At 58.1% G+C, this 18,822-nt stretch carries 18 protein-coding genes; 1 reads left to right on the top strand and 17 read right to left on the bottom strand.

Features of this window, described 5'->3' with window-relative positions; translation table 11 throughout:
* Positions 1-10: 10 nt before the first annotated feature.
* The 17 genes from fliQ to FHT82_RS08865 form a co-directional block, all read right to left on the bottom strand.
* Positions 11-277, bottom strand: coding sequence for a flagellar biosynthesis protein FliQ (gene fliQ / locus FHT82_RS08945; protein ID WP_132652628.1), 267 nt, complete (start codon positions 275-277; stop codon positions 11-13).
* Between the two features lie 87 nt (positions 278-364).
* Positions 365-859 (bottom strand): flagellar hook assembly protein FlgD, encoded by a 495-nt coding sequence (flgD, locus tag FHT82_RS08940; protein WP_183728618.1) that lies wholly within the window; start codon positions 857-859, stop codon positions 365-367.
* Positions 850-1,299 carry a flagellar biosynthesis repressor FlbT gene (gene flbT / locus FHT82_RS08935; RefSeq protein WP_132652630.1) on the bottom strand — a complete coding sequence of 150 codons (450 nt, stop codon included), beginning with the start codon at positions 1,297-1,299 and terminating at the stop codon, positions 850-852. The genes flgD and flbT overlap by 10 nt, the downstream gene beginning before the upstream one ends.
* Positions 1,296-1,643 (bottom strand): flagellar biosynthesis regulator FlaF, encoded by a 348-nt coding sequence (flaF, locus tag FHT82_RS08930; RefSeq protein ID WP_183728615.1) that lies wholly within the window; start codon positions 1,641-1,643, stop codon positions 1,296-1,298. The genes flbT and flaF overlap by 4 nt, the downstream gene beginning before the upstream one ends.
* Before the next feature lie 36 nt (positions 1,644-1,679).
* On the bottom strand, positions 1,680-2,726 hold the full coding sequence (locus tag FHT82_RS08925) for a flagellar hook-associated family protein (RefSeq protein ID WP_183728612.1): 1,047 nt from the start codon (positions 2,724-2,726) through the stop codon (positions 1,680-1,682).
* Between the two features lie 3 nt (positions 2,727-2,729).
* On the bottom strand, positions 2,730-4,196 hold the full coding sequence (gene flgK, locus FHT82_RS08920) for a flagellar hook-associated protein FlgK (protein ID WP_183728609.1): 1,467 nt from the start codon (positions 4,194-4,196) through the stop codon (positions 2,730-2,732).
* Positions 4,197-4,215: 19 nt separating this feature from the next.
* Positions 4,216-5,523 (bottom strand): flagellar hook protein FlgE, encoded by a 1,308-nt coding sequence (locus FHT82_RS08915; RefSeq protein ID WP_183728606.1) that lies wholly within the window; start codon positions 5,521-5,523, stop codon positions 4,216-4,218.
* Positions 5,524-5,651: 128 nt separating this feature from the next.
* The gene (locus FHT82_RS08910; RefSeq protein ID WP_183728604.1) at positions 5,652-6,323 is read right to left on the bottom strand and encodes a winged helix-turn-helix domain-containing protein; all 672 of its coding nucleotides are present in this window, start codon (positions 6,321-6,323) and stop codon (positions 5,652-5,654) included.
* A gap of 280 nt (positions 6,324-6,603) precedes the next feature.
* The gene (locus FHT82_RS08905) at positions 6,604-7,167 is read right to left on the bottom strand and encodes a lytic transglycosylase domain-containing protein (RefSeq protein ID WP_183729222.1); all 564 of its coding nucleotides are present in this window, start codon (positions 7,165-7,167) and stop codon (positions 6,604-6,606) included.
* Positions 7,109-8,542 carry a flagellar hook-length control protein FliK gene (locus FHT82_RS08900; protein WP_183729225.1) on the bottom strand — a complete coding sequence of 478 codons (1,434 nt, stop codon included), beginning with the start codon at positions 8,540-8,542 and terminating at the stop codon, positions 7,109-7,111. Before FHT82_RS08900 ends, FHT82_RS08905 begins: the two co-directional genes overlap by 59 nt.
* 4 nt (positions 8,543-8,546) lie before the next feature.
* The gene (gene motC / locus FHT82_RS08895) at positions 8,547-9,845 is read right to left on the bottom strand and encodes a chemotaxis protein MotC (RefSeq protein ID WP_183728601.1); all 1,299 of its coding nucleotides are present in this window, start codon (positions 9,843-9,845) and stop codon (positions 8,547-8,549) included.
* A 4-nt stretch (positions 9,846-9,849) separates the two neighbouring features.
* Positions 9,850-11,133: a MotB family protein gene (locus FHT82_RS08890; protein WP_183728599.1), complete on the bottom strand. Its 1,284-nt coding sequence runs from the start codon at positions 11,131-11,133 to the stop codon at positions 9,850-9,852.
* Positions 11,130-11,768: a hypothetical protein gene (locus FHT82_RS08885; RefSeq protein WP_183728596.1), complete on the bottom strand. Its 639-nt coding sequence runs from the start codon at positions 11,766-11,768 to the stop codon at positions 11,130-11,132. The genes FHT82_RS08890 and FHT82_RS08885 overlap by 4 nt, the downstream gene beginning before the upstream one ends.
* A 195-nt stretch (positions 11,769-11,963) precedes the next feature.
* On the bottom strand, positions 11,964-12,917 hold the full coding sequence (locus tag FHT82_RS08880; RefSeq protein WP_183728593.1) for a flagellin: 954 nt from the start codon (positions 12,915-12,917) through the stop codon (positions 11,964-11,966).
* A 290-nt stretch (positions 12,918-13,207) separates the two neighbouring features.
* Entirely contained in the window at positions 13,208-14,116 is a 909-nt protein-coding gene (locus FHT82_RS08875) for a flagellin (RefSeq protein ID WP_183728591.1), read from the bottom strand.
* Positions 14,117-14,369: 253 nt separating this feature from the next.
* A complete protein-coding gene (locus FHT82_RS08870; protein ID WP_183728588.1) occupies positions 14,370-15,281 on the bottom strand; it encodes a flagellin in 912 nt (303 codons plus the stop codon).
* A gap of 280 nt (positions 15,282-15,561) precedes the next feature.
* Positions 15,562-16,470: a flagellin gene (locus FHT82_RS08865; protein ID WP_183728585.1), complete on the bottom strand. Its 909-nt coding sequence runs from the start codon at positions 16,468-16,470 to the stop codon at positions 15,562-15,564.
* Positions 16,471-16,874: 404 nt separating this feature from the next.
* Between FHT82_RS08865 and FHT82_RS08860 the strand changes: the two genes are divergently transcribed.
* Entirely contained in the window at positions 16,875-18,797 is a 1,923-nt protein-coding gene (locus tag FHT82_RS08860) for a glycosyl transferase (protein WP_183728582.1), read from the top strand.
* Positions 18,798-18,822 lie beyond the last annotated feature (25 nt).

Raw genomic sequence — 18,822 nt, 5'->3', positions numbered from 1 at the left:
AGGCTCTAACTCAGAAGCCGGACTGGATGCGCGAGAAGACCAGGTTGGTAAAAATGGAAATCTGGGAGCCCACGAAGGGAGCGGAAATGCCGATCGTGACCAGAACGGCGACGATCTTCGGGACGAAGGTGAGCGTGGCTTCCTGCACTTGGGTGAGCGCCTGGATCAGCGCGATTACGAGACCGACGACCATTGCCGCAATGACGGCGGGACCGGCAGCAATAAGAACGGTCCAGATCGCAGCCTGGAACAGGTCGAGTGCATCAGCTTCATTCATCGTCAGGCAACCTCATATCGCCTTGAAAGCAGCCAGCCCGGCTCCAGCCGGACTGGTATTCTGTGATACGACCCAAACGAACTGATATCAGACGCCATCCGTTTCGTCGGTGCCGGAGTCATCTTCAGATCCATTCGAAGCGCTGTCATCACCCGAGGTGTTGGTCGGCGCCGAATCGGAAATGGATATGCCAGCCTGGATGAGAATTTTACCGCCATTATCGAGCGTTGCAATGAGGCCGTCGGAATAAACCTTGACGGATTCAACCGTACCCTTGGTCTTGCCGTCGGCACTTTCCATGTACTTGCCGACATAGCTGCTCGCCTGGGTCAGGCTGGAGCTCGTCAGCAGCGTGTCGAGCTTCGAGTTCGTCTGGATCGTCTGCTCGACCTGCGAGAAGCTCGCGAGCTGTGACATCTGCTCGCTGGCGTCCATCGGATCGGTCGGGTCCTGGTTCTTCATCTGCGCGACCAGCAGCTGAAGGAAGTTGTCGTAGTTCAGCGTGGCCTTCTGCTGCGCAGCATTGGACGAGCCATACGTGCTGCTGCCACCGCCTACGCTCTGGGTTCCGTCTACCGCCATGGTGCGATCTCCCTGCGAATCTGCTCGACCATGGTCGGGGGCAGCTCGTGATTGTTGAGAATGCTGTCTTCGATCGCGTAGAGACCGCGGATCGCCTTCAGCGCGTCGAAGGCGCGACCGGTCGAAACGAGTGCGTCGATACGCTTCAGTTCGGCGAGGATTTCCTCGTTCTTGAAGCATGTGAGCAGCATCGTGATCGACTTGCGGAACATCGCCGTCGAATGTTCCTTGCCCTCGGGATTGATGAGGATCATCTGGGCAATGAAGTAGAGCTGGCGAAGCGGCGTGGTCGCGCCTTCCGGCTGCAGCACGTGGTTTTCGAGAAGGAACGTCACATCATTCAGGAATTCCAGTGCGACCTTACGGTCGACACGCAGGACAGCGCCGTTGATGAAGATTCTTTCCCCGGCTTTCAGAGAAATGCGAAGTGTACTTTTCATTTAAGTCCATCCCTGATGATGGTGGTAACGTCGATGATGCCCTGGTAGTTATTCGACTGACGTTTTCTAATTCTGTCGCATTCCTTCAATATCCAGATCGCAATCGAGATGAGGTTTGCCCTGAGCTCGACTTCCAACTGGTTGTCGGGATGTTTCAAATCCTCAATGAAGCTGATCCACACCCTGCGGGTATAAAAGAGAGCTTCAATAGCCTCCCGGGTATACTTCTCCTTGTCGCGCGCCACCGAGAGCAGTTCAATCGAACGTTCGAGAACCTGCCATTCCCGCTCTTTCGCGTCGGCAACCGAGTCTTGCATGACCTCGGCATACGAGAACTGATACATTCATGCATCCTTCTTTATATTGCGCGCCTTTGCTCATCAAAGGTAGTTCACGAGACTCAACTGCTGGATCTTCGATACGATCGTGTAAGCGGTTTCGAGCTGGGTTTCCAAAGTCTTGACAAGGGTCGAGGCCTCATAGGGATCGACGCCCTGGATATCGACGAGCTTGGTCTGCATGATGTTCGCCTGGGCATCGAGGGCGTCATTCGCCTTCTCGACACGCTCCTGCGACAGACCGAGCTGGCTACCCTGGGTGATGATGCCCGTGGTGGCTCTGGTCGTGTAGGTGATCGCCTTTGAAGAGACCGCGCTCATCGCGTCCGTGCTGAGGTTCTGACCCATCAGCGCGGAGGTCATCACAGTCGCCAGAGCGAAGTAACGCATGCCCTCGGAATTGGCATTGGTCGAGGATTCAACGACTTCCGAATTGCTGATGCGGCTCGTCATGTTCTGGCTCGACGCCTTAGACCAACCGGTGGTCGGATCCGTCCAGGCCGCTTCGCTGAACATCGGTTCAACCTGCGTTTCGATGAACGTCTTCATCTCGTCGCCGGTCATCTCCTTCACCGGCTTGCTGAGTGTCGCCGCGTAGGCGTTCAGCCTGTTCGTGATTTCCGTCGTCGTCGCTGCCGTCTTGTCCGTCAGCGGCTGAATGTCAGTATTGATACCGGCGAAGAGATACTCGCCATTCACCATGGAATTCGACGTATCCATCATCGTCGAAAGCGCGCTCGTGGCCGACTGGATTGCGACGGTGATGCTGCCCGGATCGTGGCTGCTCTGCAGGGCGGTCAGCTTGGAGAGGAAGCTATCACCCGCCTTCTTCATTTTATCGAGCCCGGTTTGAGCCGATTCCATACGGGCGTCTACGAGAGCATTGCTCAGCTTGATCGATTTGATACGGTCGACTTCACGGGTGAAGTCGATGCTCTTGGCTGCGTAACCGCCCAGCGACACACCAATATCGGCGTAGGTGCCGGTGGTCGCTTCCATCGTCGCCTTCGTCATCTGGTTCTGCGCCTGGCGGATTGTCAACCGCATGGCGTTCTGGATGGCCGAACTTGAAATAAATGAGCTCTTCATGGCTTAACTCGCAATATCCAGCAATGCTTTCAACATCTCGTCAACGGCGTTCAAAATCTTGGTCGCCGCCTTGTAGGACTGCTCTATGTCGAGAAGGAGCGTCAGTTCCTCATCGAGGTTGACGCCGGTTTCATTGGAATAAGCTTCATCGGTTCGCGCTGAGGCAGCCTGGGTATTTTCCGCAGCCTTGGTCGCATCGCTCCGGTTCTGCTCGAGCCAGCCAATCGAATTGGTGGCGTAGCTCATGATGCTGACATTGGTGTCCAGACCCGAATCGGTATCGAAGGGAATGCCGCTGTCCATCGCCGTGTAGAGCCGGTCGAGCTCCGCGGAGTAGCCGCTCGAATTACCCGGATTCGAACCGGGACCTCCGTTGATGTTGCCATTGCGCAGGCGCATGGGATCGCCGGCCGGAGTGCCGCTCGTCAAGACACCCTTATTGATAGCAATCGTTCCAGCAATGCCATCGATAATGCCGCCGACCGGCGGATCCACCGGAAGTCCGCCAGCCGTGCCGGTCGCCGGGTCTGTCCAGACGAAAAGACCGGGAGCGCCCGCTTCCTGATAGAGATCGACAAGACCGCGGGCGACTTCGTCGAGCTGGCTCTGGAACTTCGGCGCGATATCGTCGCGGATCTGCAGGAGCGAGCCCAGGCTGCCCTGCGCACTGGTCGACGCACCTGAACCCATGTTGGCGGCCACACCGTCGACATAGACCTTGTTGCCTTTAGTGCCTGCCGCGTAGGACTGCGTCGGCTCGAAGCTCACCGTACGCGGGATCGTTTCGAAAAGGGTGGTGCCATCGGCCGTATAAAGCACCATATCGTTGTTGCTGCGCGTCACCGTAGAGACACCAACGATCTGGTTGATCTGCTTGAGAACCTTTTCGCGCTCATCGAGAGCGCTCGAAGGATCCTCGTTGCCGGCCGTCGCCTTCTTGACGGCGTTGTTGGCCGTTTCGAACTGCTTCAGCAGGCTGTTCAGCGAATCGACCTGGTTCTTGATCTGCTTGTCGGCGTCGGAACGCTGCTGCTGCACTGCCTTGGAAGCATTGTTCAGCGACGTCACGACATCCTGTGCCGCCGTGATCGCACCCTGGGCGGCAATAAGGTCGCCCGGGGTCGCGCGGAACGTGCCGAGCTTGTCGCGGAAGGTGCGGAGGGCAGTTTCAGGCGAAGTCTCGTTATCGTTGCCGCCCATGATCGATTTCAGATCTTCAAGGCCGCCCAGCAGGGTCTGCTGGGCGCTGTCCTGCGAGGCCGCCTTGAGATACTGTTTCAGCAGTGCATCTTCCTGTGCGCGGCTGATCTTGACCACCTGGGCGCCGTTCAGCGAGGTGGTGAGCATCGCCTGCCGGCGCACATAGTCCTTGTTGCCGGCGTTCGAGATATTGTTCGATACGATGCTGCTCTGCGTGCCCGTATTGTTGAATATGCTCTGCGCGGTGTTAAGTGCTGAAGTGAGCGACATGGCTTACCCGTTACCCTGATTAACGCTTGAGGTTGACGAGAACGTCCATGAGATCGGAACCCGTCTGGAACACCTTGGAGTTGGCGGTGTAGCTGCGCTGGGATTCGATCATTTCGGTCAGTTCACCGGCGAGGTCGACGTTCGAACCTTCGAGTGCGCCCGACTGGATCTTGCCGAAGCCGCTGGTCTGCGGGAAACCGGTGACGGTCACGCCCGATCTGCCGTTGGCCGAGTAAACATTGCCGGACATCAGCGTCAGCAGGTCCGGGCTTGGAACGTTGGCAAGCGGGATTTGGAAGACGGGCTTGGTGCTGCCGTCATCATACTTCGAGTAGACGATACCGTCGGAGTCGATTGTGATATCAACCGGCGAATTTGCGCCCTGACCGTCAACATTACCCGAACCGGAGAAATTGTCGCCGACCTGGGAAAGGTCGAGATTGAGGTCAATGCTGAGGCCGGTCGCGGGATCGGTGATCGTCGAGTTGGCCGTCGAAGTCATCTGGCCTTTGTCGTCAAAGTAAACCGTCTTGGTCGCAACAGGACCAGAGCTGTATGGGAAGGAGCTGGTGCCAGACGTGGCTTTGTCTCCGTTGCGGAATACGGCCATTTCCCACTGGTATTGCGAACCCGCAGGAGGTGCCGGTATTGCCGCAGCGTCGTAGGGAACTTTGGTGAAGTAGATGTCGTACATCACCTTACTGCCAAGCTTGTCGTAGGTGACTATCGAATACTTCTGAGTATTCGTCGTCGTGGGGTCTACGGCAGCGTTGGCGCTCGGCAGCGTATCGGGATCCGTGACGACAGTCGCACCGGGCTTGAGGTTACCAGTCCAAGTGCCGTTTGATGTCGCAATCGCTTCCAGCTTCTGATTGCCGAGAACGTTGATCGGAACCAACCCGTCAAAACCGTTGACGACGACGGCCGGAGCCGAGGAACCCCACGGATAGCCCATGAGCGTGAAGCCGGCCGAGTTGACGAGGTTGCCGGTGTCGTCCTTCGTAAAATCGCCGGCACGCGTCAGGACGGGAACGCCATCGCCGCCCTGGACGATGAAGAAACCGTCGCCGGAAATTGCGAGGTCGTAACCGGAGGTCGTGTAGGAGATATCACCCTGGTCGGAAACAGCCTGACGAACCGTCGTCGTCACGCCGCCCGAATTGTAGTTACCGGAGCCCGATGGCAGGACCAGCGACGAGAACGCGGTCGAAACTGCCTTATAGCCGCTGGTGTTCACGTTCGCGATGTTATCGGAGACGGTGCTGAGGCGGTTTGCCTGCGCGTTCATCCCCGATACTGCCGTCTTCATGCTGCCGAAAATGCTCATCTGAAAACCTCGTTTTACCTGTTAAGTACAACAGTATTTGGCGGGCCTTGCGTGAAGCTGTCTGTTGTGCCGGGTCGCCGATCGAAATATTCCGGCTTTCCCGCGCGGCACGACCCGCGCCGAAAAAATCAATTCCAATCAATGCAATAGCCAAGGAAGCGCTTGGAATCGACCGGGTCGACACCGAGCTTCTTGCGCAGCTTCTTGCGCAGCTTGGAGATGTGGCTTTCGACGACGTTTTCTTCGACTTCCTCGTCGAAAATGCCGTAGATCGCATTGAAGATCTGGGTCTTGGTGACGCGACGACCGCGATTGGCGATCAAGTATTCGAGGATGCGGCGCTCGCGGCGCGGCAAAGCGAAGGTTTCGCCGTTGATTTCCGGATCGCGCCCATCGGAGAAGACGCGGATGGCGCCGATGTCCGTGTAGTTTGCGATCGCCTTCAGGCGACGACGGATTGCAGCGGCGCGCGCGAGAATCTCACGCGGATGCACCGGTTTGCGTACAACGTCGTCGACGCCGCAATCGAAAAGGGCAAGCGTGTTTTCGAGCGACGGCTGGTCGCTGACAGCGATCACAGGCGCCATCGAGCGATCCCTGATCGCGCGCGGCAACTCCAGTGCGCGCTGGCCCTGGCCGATCAGGAATGCCTCGACCGCAGCGATATCCGAATCAGCCGCCGTCTGCACCCATTCGCCGAATTCATTGGGATCAAAGCCGGTCGAGGGAATACCCTCACGGCCAAACAGAGAAGTGTAACCATCCTTCACGAGCTCACGCTCATCAACCACTACGATCATTCGTCCGCCTCCGAATCAGTGTGGCACATCGATGATCTATGGATACGAATCGCGCGAATCAGCGGCTACTCGTGAAAGTTAATGGCGGAAATTAATAATTGATTAAGAATTGGGTGCCGATTTGATCTAGATGTAGTAGGTCAACGTCGTTATGCACACAAAAATTTCGTGGAAAAGTTAACATCTACTTAATTACACCTTGCACGCAGGTTTCATGCCGAATTCCTGCCACACTCTGACACAGTTCGGTCATAATTGACCGATTCAATTATTAATTGAATTAATTTTCGCAGAATTTGCTCGCATTGGGAGTCCACTTGCCATAGCCGGTGGCAACCAGATTTGCGATGACGCGGCAGACATATTGCTTCTGCGCCGGATTGTTGTTCGGTCCTGCGTGGTATCTTGCTACCGCCATCGTCCATGTCTCATGGCGGTCGTGAAGGTTGCGCAAGAACTTTGCGGCATATTCCACGTTGCGATGAGGATCGAACATTTCCTCCACGGAGCCGAAGTTCTCGCCGTGAAAGTAGTGATTGATCTGCATACATCCGATATCGATGAGCTTCGCGCCGCCCCTGCTGGCGGTGTCGAATTGCAGCAACGCAGCCTGCTCGGAGGCTGGAAACAGGGCCTTCCCCTCGACGTTCATCGCATAGGGATAGAGCGATCCCTTGCGCCCGGTTTCCGTCAACCCGACCGAATAGAGAATTCCCTCGGGAATCCCGTATTTGGCCGCTGCCGACTGAATTTCACGCTCACAGGCGCCTGTGGAGGCCGATGCGCTAGAGGTAAACGCTGCCAGAGCGGCTACCGCCAGCATCGACAGCAGAAGCGTTCTCAACACCGTTCCCGCCCACACCATTGAAGCCTCCATCCGTCTGCCGCGCTGTCTGGTTCTGGCGCTCACGCGCCTCGCCACCTTGGCCCTGTCCCTGGGCAAGCGATTGCTGCTGGGAAGCCTGTCCCTGACTGTTTGCCTGGTTGCCGGCATCGGCTCGCTCCACAGGGGCCATGCTGATGGTTACGTTATCGACCGCGTAGCCCTGGCTGCGCAGCGCCTCGAGAATTTTGCCGTGATCTTCCTTGAGCTGGCGATAGGCAGCACCGGTTTCGACCTTGAGGTCGACGTTCAGCGTATCACCTGACAGACGCATCGTAGCCGTGACGAGGCCGAGATCGATCGGGCTCATCTGGATCTTGAGGGTGTTCACCACCTTGCCGGTGCTCGTCCATTCGGCGGCGTTCGACAAGGCGGAGCTCGGCTGCATGGCCTGCGCCCATTCCTTGTCACCCGAAAGCGCCGCTGTCACGGTCGCGGAATTCGGGTTCTGAACCAGGCCGAGATAGCGGCGTGATTCCAGAACGGAGACATTTTCGACGCTCGACTTTGTCGATTTCTCGGAGCCCGGCTGTTCAGCGCCGATCTGCATGTCCATCGTCTGGCCACGGCCATCGGCGCGGCTGATCCTGAACGTTTTGCCTTCGACACCTTCAGCATTCTCCGTTCCCGGCACATGCGCGTCATTGCCATGCGAGGCAACAGCTGCCAATGCATCCGACACATGCGCATCAGCCTTGGCACCGTTTACACTTTCGGCCTTGGCGTCTTTCTTGCCGGCCGCAGCGTCGTCCGCCTTCGCGACGGCATGATGAGCGGAAGCCTGCAGGACAGCCGCGGCATTACCGGGCTCCTGCTTCAAAAGGCCGAGGACATCGGTGATATCGCCGTCGCCGGCCTCGCTAACCGCGCCCGCATCGGTATCGATATCAAGCTCATTGGTCTTGGTGTGCTTGGCGGGCTTGCTCACCGTTTGCGCGGCGGTCTCGGCTGCCTGATCCTTGGCGCCCGGCTTGCCCAACCCAAAGACAGCCGTGTTCTTGCCCTGGTCCTTTTCGGATTTCACAGGCATCTTGCCGGCGTTTGCGATCGTTTCGGGCTGCGCGTCCACCTGTCCCTTGAGCGAGGCGTCGTTCAGATCGATCAGCGGCTTCGGATTGCGGCCGCGCAGGTTATGCGCCGCTGTCTCGTCAGCGGCCTGCGGGTCGGACGTATCAGCTGCATCCGCATCCTGATCGGCATTGCCGGCCTTGGAGAGGACATCGGAGAAGCCGCCGTTCTGATCCGCAGCCTCGCCCCTGCCGGCCTGCCTTCCGGTTCCTACGGACGCAGACGCGCCCGTGCCGGGCGCTCCGCCCGAGACGCTGATATCCATCATCATCTTATTTGCCTTCTTGGGCCAGGAGACCGTCGATTTCGTCGAGCTTGGATCGATTGGTCGTCACGAAAGAGGTGAATGAAGGGTCGACATCCTGGCCTCCCGAGCCAGCAGAAGCCGTGCCTTCGACAACAGGTTCCGGAGCAGCGGCCGGCGCTCCTTCCGGTTGCGCAGCCGTGGCGGCTGCAGCCTGTTCAGAAGTGATTTCTTGATTAGTACTATTAGGAGTGGAGCCTTGTGTCAGGCTTGCGGGATCCGGAGCCCGCAATATCTGCTCGGCAACGGATCTTGCAGCAGCCTGCAGCGCCTGGTCCTGTGGCGAGAGCGATGCCCCGGAGATGTTGGCGATATATTTGGCAGCCTGGTCGATGTCGTCGGTGGGAACGTTCGCCATACCATTGTAGAAATCGGCGAGCGGTCCAAAAGGATTGTCCGTCCCCTCGCCCAGCGACTGAACGCGCTGGGCGGCCATACGGGCGAGATTGGGCTTTCCGGCAATCGCGGCAGCGCGCGCGACACGCAGATAGACCTCGCGCTGGCGCGGCGCGTCCATGAAGGACAGGATATCGACAACCGTCTGCGGATTGACATCGTGGTCGTGGCTGACGATCAGCTTCACGAAGAGATCGGCAAACTGGCTGGCATAGGGTGAATGAAGGAAACGGCGGACATAGCGCTGTGAATAGGCAAGCCCCTTGTCGACATCTCCGGTTTCCACGCAGATGGCAAGCGAGCGGCGCAGCGCTGCCTCTTCCACGATGGTGCCGGGCGCATTGAGCCGCGCCCTGTCATACATGGTCAGGGCGTCAGCTGGTCTTGTGGCGATCAGCACGTTGCCACCGATCAGCGCCAGATAGGGTCCGATCTTCTTGCCATCATATTCCTTGGCGGTTTCTTCCAGCGTCTTGGAGACGAGCAGGCCCTTGCCACCAAGATATTTCCGCAACACGTCGGTGACGCGATTGTCGAAGTAACCGTTGATGTCATGAGAAACGAGATATTCCAGCGTCTGCGGATTACCGCCGCTCATCACATAGATCAATGCCGCATCGACATTGCGGTCGTCGTCGTAGACGGACGGATCGACGGTTCGCAGGCGCTGATCGATCTTGCCAAGCATGAAGCGCTGCATTTCACCGGCGGAGTGATCGCCTGTTACAACCGAGTCCTGCACGAACTGCAGGGACCGCAGCATCTTGTATGGCGCGAGATCGTCCGCATCTGCGGCACGACCAACGGCGGGCGACATCATCGCCAGACCGAAGACCGCATATCTAAAATAGCGATGCTGCCTGCGCGTCATGCGACTATCCTTGATCTGCCTGCACGAGAATCTCGATCCGGCGGTTTGACGCGTCGTAGGGGGCCTCGGGCAGCTTCAGGCGACGGTCGGCGAAGCCGGAAACCTGGGAAATACGCTTCTCGTCAAGGCCGCCACGAACGAGCATGTAGTAGGCGCTCTGGGCACGATCCATCGAAAGACGCCAGTTCTCGTTGAGATCGCCCTTGAACTGCCGGCCGTCCGTATGGCCGCGGATGGCGACAGCCCCGCCCCTCTGCTTCAGGATCGCGCCGATCTTCTGCATCGCGAGGACCATTTCCTGCCGCGGCACCGCAGAGCCGATGTTGAACATGGAGTCGTCGTTCTGGTCGGAAATGCTCACCAGCAGGCCGCCTTCGGACGCCGTAACCGTCAGGCCTTCAGCGAGCTTGCCGGCAACGCCCGCGATCTGCTGGGCAATCTCCTGCTGCAATTCCTTGGCCTGTTGCATCTCTTCGGGCTGCTTGGCCTCTTCCTTTTTATCTTCGGCCTTGTCGGCGTCCTTGGTCTTGTCCGCCTGCTTGTCTTTGGTCTTGTCGGCCTGCTTCTCTGCCGAAGCGGCGACGGCGGCGCTGTTGGGGTCCTTGCTCAGCAGAGTGGAGGAGGGCTGGCTATTTTCGACCTTGGCGAGCTCATTCGGCTCGGCTTGCGAATCGAGCGGCGAAGGCTGCTGTGGCTTGCCGGCGGTTGTAACCTCGACCTGCTTGGTCCAGAAATCCGGATCGAAGGGGTCGCGATAGGCTTCGCCGCCATCGGCACCAGTAGCCGGGCCTGAATCGGCCGCACCGCCGTCACCCTTGGCACTGACATTTGCCTGCTGGCCGACTTCCTGGGCGATCTCGGCGAGAACCGAATAGGGGTTTTCGAAGAAATCGGCTTCCGAATAATTGGTCTTGTCGCCGGAGGTCGAGGTCTGGTCTTCGCCATCGGCGGCAGATTTGCCCTGGTTCGGGTTCTCTTCCTTGTTCTTCGACTTTTCCTGATTCTGCTCGCCCTCGGCCTGGTCGACGGGCTTCTTCAAGCCCTTTTCGGTCGGCTTTTCATCTGACAGTTTGATCGGGTTGAAATAGGTCGCGATCGAGGCCTTGGTTTCCTCGTTGGCGGCGTTGACGAGCCACATGACGAGAAAGAAGGCCATCATTGCCGTCATGAAGTCGGCATAGGCAATTTTCCATGCACCGCCATGGGCGCCATCGTGATCCCCACCGCCATGTTTCTTGACGATGATGATCTCGTTCTTGCCGTGGTGATGGTTCTCGCCGTCGCTCATTCGGAAACTTTCTTCAAGCTAGCCGCCCAGGCGGAAATACGGGTCACGAGTACAGTTTCGCCAATCTCGGCAGCAAGGTCGACGTCATCAGCCTCATGATGGCGGACCAATGCGGCATGCTCTCCGAGTTCATCCTTGAGAATACCGAAAAGCTTGGCCGGACCACGCACGGTGATTGGGGCCGCAGCGCCGTCGAGAATTGCCTCGCGCAGCAGGACGGCGAGATTTTCGGCTGCTTTTTTCGAGAGCGCTTCGGTCATGATGGGTGCGATGGCCGTCGCAGTCACTTCGCTGACGACCGTGGCGATCTCTTCGGCCATGTCGCGGATACGGGAAGCGATGACCGCAGCCGCTTCGATCTCGTAGCGGAGTTTCAGCTCCTCGATCTCACGGGCATGCGCTTCGGCGGCAGCCTGGGCTTCGCCTTCGTATTTTTCGGTCAGTTCCATGGTTGCCGCCGCGAAGCCTTCGGAATAGGCCTCACGCCGCTCCGCCTCGACATCGATTTCGGGCTCTTGCGGCAGTTCCGCAAATGCGGAGGCGGTTTCAGCCGCGAAATCATCTACATCGATGATCGGTGCCGAGGGATTCGGCTCACCGAAATCCTTCAAATACCGGGAAAGCATAATGCTCATAAAAAACCGTCCAGTATTCGGGAAGCATGCGGCATGCCCCGCTTGAAAAATGACCATCGTCCTTGCCGACATGCCGTTCCGGTTGGGGAGAGGCTCGGGGCCTGTCGCCGGCATGGATTCGGACGCTGCCTTCATGCCGGAAACTAGAAACCCAAACTTGCGCGAGGATGAATGGTGCCGCCCTCGCGCCGATCACTATTCGAGCAGGATGAGAATTTTACTGGCGGACGTGTTCAGAATGGAGATCGCTTCAACGGCCATCTGCTTCTGGGTTTCGATAGCCTTCTGGCGGGTCGAGGCCTCGTCCATATCGGTGTCGACGAGGGCGCCGACGCTCTTGTCGACAGCGTCGGACAGGTCTGCGGTATAGTCGATCTGATCGTCGATGCGGGCCTTCATGATACCAATCCCTGCCGCCGAATTCGTAAGCTGCTTGAGTATGGCGTCCGTCGCCGTCAGCATATCCGTAAGCTGCGAGTCGGTGGTCGACTTGCTGATGGAGATTTCCGTGCCGGTCGCCGGCGTCGCGGAGTTCGCATTCAGGAGATAATAATTGCGGACGGGCGTGCCGTCGGCATTGCCGTTGATCTCCTTGGTGAACAGGCCGCCATTGGCATTGTTCCTGTCTATCAGAATGGTCTGTGACGATGGAAAGTCGATGGTCTGCGCCTGATACTCGCCTGTCGGGGCGCGCACGAAGCTGCCGATGATCTTCCACTGCGGGGGTGCCGCGGGCTCGCCGTTCAACAGCCAGTTTTCGCCGGCAAATGCCGTTCCTTCGACCATCGTCTGCAGCTGGTTCTTGTACTCGGTGATTTCCGCGTTGATCTTGTCCTTATCGGCGCCGGGCTCACGCGCCGCAACCAGCTTGGCTCTGAGATCGCCGAGGAGATCGATGGCGGAATTCATCGCCGTATAGGTCGAATCGACCTTTGCGGCGCCAAGGCCAAGGGCATCGCCAATGGTGCCGAGATTGGTGCTGTCGGCGCGCATGACGCTCGCGATCGACCAATAGGTCGCATCGTCGGCCGCAGTCGCGACCCGCTTCGCCGTCGAAATCTGCTGCTGTACGTCGGTTGATTCTTTAGTGATGCTGCGCAGCACTGCCAGCGCACTCACCGCGGCCGCGTTGGTAATCTTGACGGTCATCGACATGGTCTCGGAAAGATGAAGGGATCAGGCCGGTTTTGCCGGCAGCGACTGAACTGGCCTCATGCCCCCGGCGGGTCCCCCACACCGGTGCGTCGCAAAACAAATCAACTCGCGGTAACGTTAACCCGATATCAACCAGTTTCGCAAGAGCGGAAACAGGGATTGAAACTGCGCCACCGATACCTTTGCAAATGATTGAAATAAAAGAAAAACCGCGCCGAAACGACGCGGTTTCCAGGCTGCCGCAAATTGACGGCACAAGGTTTGGTCCAGCTTCAACCGCCGGCTTAGCTGCGGAAGAGCGTGAGGACGTTCTGAGCGCTGGAGTTTGCAATCGAGAGCGACTGGATCGCCAGCTGCTGCTGCGTCTGTAGTGCCGTGAGCTTGCTCGATTCCTCTTCCATGTCGGCGTCGACGAGACGGCCGACACCCGAGTCGATCGAGTCGCCAAGGGCGGCGACGAAGTTTTCCTGCAGCTCGATGCGGTTGGAGATGGAGCCAAGCTGAGATGCTGCCTTCGTCATCGCCTCCAGGCCCGCTTCGATTGCCGTCAGTGCCATAGCGATTTCCGTCTGACCAAAGGAGGTGATGTTCATGGTGTAGATCGACCCGATCGTTCCGTTGGAAGTGCCGATGATGCCGGTGCTCGAATCGATGGTGCCGGTCGTGGTCATGCCGAACAGGACGTTACCGTTGGAAGCCGCGTTCAGGACATAGTCGGTCGTCTTGACCGAGACATTGCCGTTGCCGTCGCGGACGAAGGTGGAAACGACGCTCTTGGTCGAGTTGCCTGCAACCCAGTTCTCACCGGAGAAGGAAGCCGACTGCGAGATGCTCATGAGCTGAGCCTGGAGCTGGCTGATTTCTTCCTGGATTTTGGTCTTGTCGACACCCTTTTCAGTTGCAGCGACGATCTTGGACTTGATTTCGCTGACAACGTCGATGGCGTTATCCATGGCCGTGTAGGCGGTGTCGACCTTTGCGGCGCCGAGGCCGAGAGCGTCGGAGACTGCCGAAAGGGCCTTGTTATCCGAACGCATGGTCGTTGCGATGGACCAATAGGCTGCGTTGTCTGCTGCCTTTTCAACGCGATAGCCGGAAGATACGCGGTTTTGAGTATCCTGAAGATTATTGCTGATACCACGGAGGGTCTGCAGCGCGGCCATGGCGGCTACGTTGGTCAAAATGCTTGTCATGAAATGATTGCCCCTTGTTGGCAGACGTTAAAATAAAGGGACATTCCGGATAGCGACCGGGAACGACGATCAGCCTTCATGCCTGTTAACCCGTTCTTAAATTTGGTTAACTCGCCGTCTCGTTGAGACGCAGAAAACAGCAATATGGTTAATCAATCGTTAACGGAAATCAAAAAAGCCGCGCTCCATCGAAGCGCGGCTTGATTCCGATAGGACCCGCCAGTTGGCCGGCGGGTTATGTTTGGCGATCCTATCAGCCGCGGAAGAGCGACAGGATGTTCTGCGAAGAGGAGTTGGCGATCGAGAGAGACTGGATCGCGAGCTGCTGCTGGGTCTGCAGAGCCGAGAGCTTGGAGGACTCTTCTTCCATGTTGGCGTCAACGAGGCGGCCGATACCGGAGTCGATCGAGTCGGAGAGCGAGTTGACGAAATCGTCCTGCATGGTGATGCGGGTGGAGATCGAACCGAGCTTTGCGCCGGCAGAGGTCATTGCCTTCAGGGCGTTTTCGACGTTGGTCAGAGCGAGGCCGAGGTCGGCGCTGGTGAGGTTCGTGATGTCGAGCGAGTAGACCGAACCGATCGTACCGTTGCTCGAGCCGAGGATACCCGTGGAGGTTTCGATCGCACCGGTCGTGGTCATGCCGAACAGAACGTTGCCGGCCGAAGCGTTCGACAGGACGTAGTCGGTCATCTTGACGGAAACGCCGTTCGAACCGTCACGAACGAAGGAGGAAACGACGCTCTTCGTGCCGTTAACACCGGCAACCCAGTTTTCACCGGAGAAGGAAGCCGACTGAGCGATGCTCACCAGCTGGTCCTGCAGCTGGTCGATTTCTTCCTGAACCTTCTTCTTGTCGACGCCGTTTTCAGTCGCGGCAACGATCTTTGCCTTGATTTCGCCGACGACGTCGATGGCGCTGTCCATAGCGGTGTAGGCAGTGTCAACCTTGGCAGCGCCGAGGCCGAGAGCGTCGGAGACGGCCGAGAGGGCCTTGTTGTCCGAACGCATGGTCGTTGCGATCGACCAGTAGGCAGCGTTATCGGAAGCCTTGCCGATGCGGTAACCGGAGGAGACATGATCCTGGGTCTTGTTGAGACCCTGGTTGATGCCACGCAGCGTCTGGAGAGCTGCCATTGCAGCGTTATTGGTGTTGATGCTCGTCATAGTTTGCTTGCCCCTTTTGGCAGATGTTAAGAAGGGACATTCCGGATTTGGGCCGGCCCACAGCGATCAGCATCATGCCTGTTAACCATTCTCGTTAGGGTTAACTCGCCGTTTCGATGGGCCTAGAAAACAGCAAGATGGTTAAGGAAAACTAAATTCGAAAAGGAAATTTCGTAAAAATATCTGATACTTAGAAGCGTTTCCATTAACCTTATATTAAAACATTCGAGGCCGGGAGTTACCCGGCCTCGACGTTTTTCGCGATGTTGCTGGACCGCTCTTAGCGGAAGAGCGACAGGATGTTCTGCGAAGAGGAGTTGGCGATCGAGAGAGACTGGATCGCGAGCTGCTGCTGGGTCTGCAGCGCCGAGAGCTTGGAGGACTCTTCTTCCATGTTGGCGTCGACGAGGCGGCCGATACCGGAGTCGAGCGAGTCGGACAGAGCGGAAACGAAATCGTCCTGCATGGTGATGCGGGTGGAGATCGAACCGAGCTTTGCGCCGGCAGAGGTCATTGCCTTCAGGGCGTTTTCGACGTTGGTCAGAGCGAGGCCGAGGTCGGCGGTGGTGAGGTTCGTGATGTCGAGCGAGTAGACCGAACCGATCGTACCGTTGCTCGAGCCGAGGATACCCGTGGAGGTTTCGATCGCACCGGTCGTGGTCATGCCGAACAGAACGTTGCCGGTAGAAGTGTTCGACAGGACGTAGTCGGTCATTTTGACGGAAACGCCGTTCGAACCGTCACGAACGAAGGAGGAAACGACGCTCTTCGTGCCGTTGACACCCGCAACCCAGTTTTCACCGGAGAAGGAAGCCGACTGAGCGATGCTCACCAGCTGGTCCTGCAGCTGGTCGATTTCTTCCTGAACCTTCTTCTTGTCGACGCCGTTTTCAGTCGCGGCAACGATCTTTGCCTTGATTTCGCCGACGACGTCGATGGCGCTGTCCATGGCGGTGTAGGCAGTGTCAACCTTGGCAGCGCCGAGGCCGAGAGCGTCGGAAACAGCGCCGAGAGCCTTGTTGTCCGAACGCATGGTCGTTGCGATCGACCAGTAGGCAGCGTTATCGGAAGCCTTGCCAACGCGGTAACCCGTGGAAACGTGGTTCTGCGTGCTGTTGAGGCCCTGGTTGATGCCACGCAGCGTCTGAAGAGCGGCCTGGGCGGAATTGTTCGTGTTAATGCTCGTCATAAGTGTGTCCCCTAGAAAACTAGATACAAAAAAGGAGGACATACCGGACTATAAATACCGGCGATGACGGACCAGCTTCATGCCACTCGGTGCCTTTGTTCTTGGCCCAAACCCGTCATGTCCAGGGCAATCTCGCAGCCAATACTTGCCAACTTCTTAAAAGCGGGGCTCCCGGCCAAGTCGCTTCAATTGCATGGTTAATGTTGCTTGAATCCGTCTTCGAAGCCGCAGCTTTCCCGGAAAGCGGGCATTCGGCTGCACCGGTTTCAAGCAAGCTTCGAATGCCAATGTGGCAGAAGCCGGGATAGTATCGTCGGGCAACCTGCATTCTGCGGGAAGGCCTGATTGCGGGCGTCCCGTCGGTCACCATTTCATGCCGGAACATTTCCTCACGGAGTTAGGTTTTGAACAGCAAAGTTTCGTTCTCGGCGGCATCCCGGGATTATCAGGCGGGTCGCTATACACAGTCCCTGGCGACGCTCAACCAGCTCATCGATACCCAAAAGGACGCCAAGACCTACTCTCTTTTGGCCAAGAACCTGCTGCAGCTGGGCTTCAAGACCGATGCTGCCAAGGCCTATGGGCTGGCGGCCGATTGCGCCGGGCAAGGCGGGTTCGAATTCCTGAAGACTGCCGCCAAGATCCACCTTGAGGCCGGCAACGAGGACGAAGCCCTTCTGATCGCGATGCGCAATCTCAGCAAGGCGCAGGAAGATTCGGAACTCGCTTTCATTATCGCGTCGATCTATCTACGCCGGCAGCGGCGCGATCTGCTGCGCCCCTTCAAGAAGGTCTTGTCCGAGAGCCAGAATCCTGAACATTCGCGCCTCGCCGCGCTACTGCTTAGCGACGATCTGATGGACGAGACGAATCAGACACTCGCCCGCAACCTCTTCCGGCGCTATCCGAACAATCTTGCCTTCCGGTTCCTCTATCTTGTCTGCGTGCGCGAATTCAACGAATTCGACGAGATAACCAAGCATCAGGCATTTATCGACGCGGCACTCGCCAAGAACGACATCGACCTGCTGAGAAAGGACAACCCCTTCTATCACCTGCACTGGTGCGGTAACGAAGATTACAATCGCCATGCGACGATCGGCACGAAGCCGCTCGAACCGGCCCGCGTGGCTTTCCGCCGTGGCCTGCCGCACACATGGTCCGACAAGATCCGTATCGGCTACATGTCCTCGGACTTCTGGGACAGCCATGCCACGATGAAGCTGCTGCAGCGCGTTCTCGAGCTTCACGATCGTAACCGCTTCGAAATCACGCTCTTCGATCACACACTGCCCGAATACCTCGAGAAAAACAACAAGACCGACCGCAGCCGATGGGGCAAGATCATCGACGTCTACGGCTTGTCCGACGAAGCGATCATGAGGGCTGTCCGCACCGAGAACATCGACATCATGGTCGACCTCAAGGGCCATACGTCGGGAAGCCGTGCCTCCGCCTTCAACCTGCCGCTGGCGCCGATCCAGGTCGCCTGGCTGGGCTTCCCGGGCAGCACGCTCAATGTCGACTTAGACTATGTCATCGGCGATCACTCGGTGCTGCCTGATGTGGCCAAGCCCTTCTACCACGAAAAATTCCTACGCATGCCGGAGAGCTACCAGCCGAACGACCCGGCGAACCGCCCACAGCCGCAGCCGGTCACCCGCGAACAGGTCGGCCTGCCGGAGGATGCCTTCATCTTCGCATCCTTCAACGGTAACCGTAAGATCACCCCTGAGGTGGTCGACAGCTGGTCGCGGATCCTGAAGCGCGCGCCTAACAGCGTCCTCTGGCTGATGGCCAATACGCTCCGCAACCAGCAGAACATGCTGGAACGCTTCCAGGCGAACGGCGTCCCGCCGAAACGGATCATCTTCTGCCCGCGTGCGCCCTACGAGCAGCATATCAGCCGTCAGCAGGCCGCCGACCTCGGTATCGACACGTTCCCCGTCAACGGCCACACCACCACCTCGGAACAGCTCTGGGGCGGCCTGCCAGTGCTGACGATGAAGGGCACCAACTTCGCCTCGCGCGTCAGCGAAAGCCTGCTCAGGGCCATCGATCTGCCGGAACTCGTTGCCGCCGATCTCCAGGCCTATGAGGATCTCGCCGTCGAGCTGGCGCTCAACCCAGAACGCGTCGCCGGCTACAAGAAGCATCTGGAGGAGAAGCGTTACATCGCTCCGCTCTTCGATGCCGAGCGCTTCTGCCACCACCTCGAACGTGCCTACGAGCTGATGGCTGAGCGGGCCAAGCAGGGCCTCGGCCCCGATCATATCGACGTTCCGGCGCTGCCGCCGCGCACCGAGCCCTTCGGTTCGAATAGCTAAGTCAGGCACATCCACAAACACGAAG

Origin of the sequence: Rhizobium sp. BK275 (assembly GCF_014193555.1) — a bacterium.
Classification (GTDB): Bacteria; Pseudomonadota; Alphaproteobacteria; order Rhizobiales; family Rhizobiaceae; genus Rhizobium.
The sequence above is the reverse complement of the archived record's forward strand: the minus strand, read 5'-3'. Positions and strand labels throughout refer to the sequence as shown.

Coding starts and splice junctions, on each gene's coding strand:
- fliQ (WP_132652628.1), bottom strand. CDS start 277: ATGAATGAAGCTGATGCACTCGACCTGTTCCAGGCTGCGATCTGGACC.
- flgD (WP_183728618.1), bottom strand. CDS start 859: ATGGCGGTAGACGGAACCCAGAGCGTAGGCGGTGGCAGCAGCACGTAT.
- flbT (WP_132652630.1), bottom strand. CDS start 1,299: ATGAAAAGTACACTTCGCATTTCTCTGAAAGCCGGGGAAAGAATCTTC.
- flaF (WP_183728615.1), bottom strand. CDS start 1,643: ATGTATCAGTTCTCGTATGCCGAGGTCATGCAAGACTCGGTTGCCGAC.
- FHT82_RS08925 (WP_183728612.1), bottom strand. CDS start 2,726: ATGAAGAGCTCATTTATTTCAAGTTCGGCCATCCAGAACGCCATGCGG.
- flgK (WP_183728609.1), bottom strand. CDS start 4,196: ATGTCGCTCACTTCAGCACTTAACACCGCGCAGAGCATATTCAACAAT.
- FHT82_RS08915 (WP_183728606.1), bottom strand. CDS start 5,523: ATGAGCATTTTCGGCAGCATGAAGACGGCAGTATCGGGGATGAACGCG.
- FHT82_RS08910 (WP_183728604.1), bottom strand. CDS start 6,323: ATGATCGTAGTGGTTGATGAGCGTGAGCTCGTGAAGGATGGTTACACT.
- FHT82_RS08900 (WP_183729225.1), bottom strand. CDS start 8,542: ATGATGGATATCAGCGTCTCGGGCGGAGCGCCCGGCACGGGCGCGTCT.
- motC (WP_183728601.1), bottom strand. CDS start 9,845: ATGACGCGCAGGCAGCATCGCTATTTTAGATATGCGGTCTTCGGTCTG.
- FHT82_RS08890 (WP_183728599.1), bottom strand. CDS start 11,133: ATGAGCGACGGCGAGAACCATCACCACGGCAAGAACGAGATCATCATC.
- FHT82_RS08885 (WP_183728596.1), bottom strand. CDS start 11,768: ATGAGCATTATGCTTTCCCGGTATTTGAAGGATTTCGGTGAGCCGAAT.
- FHT82_RS08880 (WP_183728593.1), bottom strand. CDS start 12,917: ATGACCGTCAAGATTACCAACGCGGCCGCGGTGAGTGCGCTGGCAGTG.
- FHT82_RS08875 (WP_183728591.1), bottom strand. CDS start 14,116: ATGACAAGCATTTTGACCAACGTAGCCGCCATGGCCGCGCTGCAGACC.
- FHT82_RS08870 (WP_183728588.1), bottom strand. CDS start 15,281: ATGACGAGCATCAACACCAATAACGCTGCAATGGCAGCTCTCCAGACG.
- FHT82_RS08865 (WP_183728585.1), bottom strand. CDS start 16,470: ATGACGAGCATTAACACGAACAATTCCGCCCAGGCCGCTCTTCAGACG.